Below are 3,867 nucleotides of genomic sequence, written 5' to 3'. Positions count from 1 at the left end.
GCGGCAGGCCGCGTGTGCGGGCGAGTGCGTCCCATGCCGCCATGTCGATGCCGGATTGCGCCAGCCGTTGCAGGCCGGCAAGCCCAAGCAGCGTGAAGCGCTGGGTCAGCTTGCGCTCGATCTCGAACGGCAGCAACTCGTCGCCGGCCAGCAGCTCCGACATTTCCGTGACCATCGCGGTCAGCGGCTTCAGGGCCGACGGCGTGATCGAGAACAGATAGGCATGCCCCACCGCGCCCTGGTCGGTCTCGCAGTCGATCAGCACCAGCGGCGCCTTGTCGACCGCCCCGGTCGAGGTCTTGAGCGGCAAATTCATCGGCACGATGACGGGCCGCGCGTTGAAGCGCTTGATGCGGATGTTACAGGTCATTCCAAAGTCTCCCGGCGGAGTGAGTGCAAGTTCATGTCGATCTTAAACATTCGTCATGAAACGAAAAGCGGTTTGGCCCGACCACCATAAAATGGGGTTGCGCCGGCCCGCGTTTATGGGCTCTGTGCCGCCGCCGGCCTTTGTCGCCTTTCGGGAGATTGGCGACAAAATTGCACACAACGGAGCCACAGGGTGAAACAAGAGATCTCCGAAGAACAGCGCAAGAGCGGCATCCTGACCGGTGCCGCGATCGCCTTTCTCCTGCTCGCTCTGCCGCTCGCGGTCTGGCTGGATCTGACCGAGCTCTCCAAGACGGCATTGCGCCGGCAGGCGGTCGATCTCAATTCGGTGATCACGAGCGTGCGCAGCTATTATGCCACCAACGTGGTCGGGCGCGTGCTCGCCAACCCCAACGGCACCACCAGGGTGGTCCACAATTACGAATCCGTCCCCGGCGCGATCCCGATCCCGGCGACGCTGTCGCTGGAGCTCGGCCGGGTGATCGGCGCCCAGCAGGAGAATATCACCTACCGCTTCGTCTCGGACTTCCCGTTCCAGAACCGCGCCCCGCACCAGCTCGACAGCTTCGAGAAGGATGCGCTCGCCGCATTGCGTGCCGATCCCGAGCAGAAGATCGTCGACACCGAGACCTCGCTATTCTCCGACAAGGTCCGCCTCGTCGCGCCCGTCATGATGGGACCGGCCTGCGTGAGCTGCCATAACAGCCACCCCGAAAGCCCGAAGAAGGACTGGAAGGTCGGGGACGTCAGAGGCATCCAGGAAGTCATCATCGCCCAGCCGATCGCCGCCAATATCTTCTCGTTCAAGTTCCTGCTTGCCTATTTCCTGATCGCCGCCGGCAGCGGCCTGTCGTTCCTCTCGCTGCAGCGCCGCCAGGCCAGCCGCATCAAGGGCATGAACAAGGAGCTCGAATCCGCCAATGACTTCCTCGCCTCGCTGTCGATGAAGATCTCGCGCTACATCCCGCCGCAGGTCTACAAGAGCATCTTCTCCGGCCAGAAGGACGTCATCATCCACACCGAGCGCAAGAAGCTCACCATCTTCTTCTCCGACATCCAGAACTTTACCGCGACGGCCGAGCGGCTCCAGCCGGAACAGTTGACCCAGCTGCTCAACGAGTATTTTACCGAGATGTCGGCGATCGCCCATGAATATGGCGGCACCATCGACAAGTTCATCGGCGATGCCATGCTGATCTTCTTCGGCGACCCCGAGACCAGGGGCGACCGCGCCGACGCCGAGGCCTGCCTCCAGATGGCCTGGCGCATGCAGCAACGCCTCGCCGAGCTCAATGCGAAATGGCGCGCGTCCGGCATCGAGCAGCCGTTCCGCTCGCGCATGGGCATCAATTCCGGCTATTGCAATGTCGGCAATTTCGGCAGCAGCGATCGCATGGACTACACCATCATCGGCGCCGAAGCGAACCTCGCCGCGCGCCTGCAATCGATCGCCGAGCCCGGCGGTATCGTGCTGAGCTACGAGACCTTTGCCCTGGTCAGCGACATCGTCCGCGCCCACGCCCTGCCGGCGATCACGATGAAGGGCATCAGCCGCGAGGTGATTCCGTATTCGGTGGATGCTTTGAACGATGCCACAGCGGAGCGAAGCGGCGTCATCACCGAGCGCGCGCCCGGGCTCGAGCTGTATCTCGATCCCGCGGTGGTGAAATCAGGCGATGCCGCGCGCGTCCGCTCGCTGCTGGAAAGCGCGCTGGCCTCGCTGAAGCCGGCGTGAGGGGCGGGCTCTTGATTGAGATCGGATGTTGCCAAGGGACCGGTGCGCTCCCTCTCCCGCTTGCGGGAGAGGGTAGGGGATGAGGGCTCCCTCCTCTTGGGGGCTCTCGATTGCTGATGCGCCCTCTCCCCAACCCTCCGCCGCAAGCGTAGGGGTTTGGGAATTATTCCCCTGTGGCCATTCTTCGAGACGCCCGCCGTTGGCGGGCCCTCAGGATGAGAACCGAGTGTGCGGTCGCCGTTTTTACGGGCACCGATGCCGCTTAGCCTCATCCTGAGGAGACCGCGAAGCGGTCGTCTCGAAGGACGAGGCGCGTGCTAACGCGCTCCGTGAGTCAGCTTACCTCGCCGTGCCTTCCGTAAACGCCGTCTCGATCACATCTCCAAACGGCTGCCAGGATCGCCCGTCGAACTGCACCAGCCGCATCTGTCTGATCGGCAGATAGCTGCTCGGCGAGGTGCTCATCCTGATATTGGGCAGCGCGACGGAGGGCTGATAAGCCTTCACCGAAGCCGCCTGGCGCATGATGTTCTCGCGTGAGAAATCGTCGCCGCATTGCTTCAGCACCTGCGTCAATGCCTCGGCTGCGGCGTAGCCATAGACCGCCGCGCTGTTGTTGGTGCTTTCGACGTGATGGTACTGGTCCATGAAGGCGAACCAGTCCTTCATGGCGGGGTCGTTCTTCCATGCGGGATCGCTCGGATCCTTCAGGAAGGCTGCCGAGATCACGCCGGAAGAGTTCTCCAGGCCCGCGGGCGCCATCGCATTGGCGATCGAGGCCGAGGCGTCATTGACGATGAACACCGGGCGCCATTTCATCGACGCCGCCAGCTTGATCACCTTGGACGCCGTCGACGGCACGCCGAGGAAGACGAAGATGTCGGCGCCGGCGCGCTTGAGGATCGAGACGTGCCCGTCCAGATGCTCGTCGTTGATGTCGAAGGCGATATCGACGAGGACAAGGCGGTTCAGATCGCCAAGCCCCTCCTGGATGCCCTTGTACAGCATGCGTCCGAACTGGTCGTTCTGCCAGAGCACCACGATCTTCTTGCGCGGATAATAAGCCTGGATGTAGTTGGCGTAGATGCGCCCTTCCGACCGGAACGACGGCTGCCAGCCCATGGTCCAGGGAAACGCCCTGGCCTGGCTCAGCTCCTCGTCGCCGGAGGCGGCGAACAGCTGCGGCACTTTCTTCTCGTTCAGGTACCAGCGCGTGGCGAGATTGCCGGGCGTGCCGAACGAGCCGAACATCAGATGCACGTCGTCCTTCTCGACCAGATTGCGCGTGAGCTCCAGCGCGGTCGAGGGATCGGAATTGTCGTCGCGTGTGATGAAGCGGATCTTGCGTCCGTTGATGCCGCCGCGCGCGTTGACCATGTCGAAATAGGCGGCCTCCGCCTGGCCGATGGCGCCGAACTCCGAGAGCAGTCCCGAATACGGCATGACGTTGCCGATACGGATCTCGTTGTCGGACGTGGATTGCTCCGAATGCTGCTGCGACATCGCCCCGAGCGAGGCGAAGGCGATCAGCGAAACGAACAGCACTCTGCCGGTGACGCGCATGCTCGACACCTTGTCGTTGGCCCGGAAGCGAGGTCGGCTCAGTCCGCACCCAGGCGAGTTGATCTACGTCAAGCGTTTGTCAAAGCTGTGGCCTGATGGCGCGCTTACCGGCCGAACCGAAAATGGCAAGCGTATTGACGTTCCCTGTGCATCCTGTTCCGTCATCCTTGTAAGTCAGA

General features: G+C 62.8%; 2 protein-coding genes and 1 pseudogene. 1 reads left to right on the top strand and 2 read right to left on the bottom strand.

What is annotated here, in order from left to right; translation table 11 throughout:
• Positions 1-370: pseudogene (locus PMI42_RS11670) on the bottom strand (enolase C-terminal domain-like protein); the annotation flags it as partial.
• Positions 371-562: 192 nt separating this feature from the next.
• Between PMI42_RS11670 and PMI42_RS11665 the strand changes: the two are divergent.
• Positions 563-2,125 carry an adenylate/guanylate cyclase domain-containing protein gene (locus PMI42_RS11665; RefSeq protein WP_008133979.1) on the top strand — a complete coding sequence of 521 codons (1,563 nt, stop codon included), beginning with the start codon at positions 563-565 and terminating at the stop codon, positions 2,123-2,125.
• Positions 2,126-2,464: 339 nt separating this feature from the next.
• Here the strand turns inward: PMI42_RS11665 and PMI42_RS11660 are convergent, their stop codons facing one another.
• Positions 2,465-3,688: an ABC transporter substrate-binding protein gene (locus PMI42_RS11660; protein WP_008133977.1), complete on the bottom strand. Its 1,224-nt coding sequence runs from the start codon at positions 3,686-3,688 to the stop codon at positions 2,465-2,467.
• Between the last annotated feature and the right edge of the window lie 179 nt (positions 3,689-3,867).

The organism is Bradyrhizobium sp. YR681, assembly GCF_000282615.1.
GTDB lineage: Bacteria > Pseudomonadota > Alphaproteobacteria > Rhizobiales > Xanthobacteraceae > Bradyrhizobium.
This window is presented reverse-complemented; position numbering and strand designations above follow the sequence as displayed.

What these genes read in the sequence shown, in the direction of transcription:
- PMI42_RS11660 (WP_008133977.1), bottom strand. Translation starts at nt 3,688, where the DNA reads ATGCGCGTCACCGGCAGAGTGCTGTTCGTTTCGCTGATCGCCTTCGCC.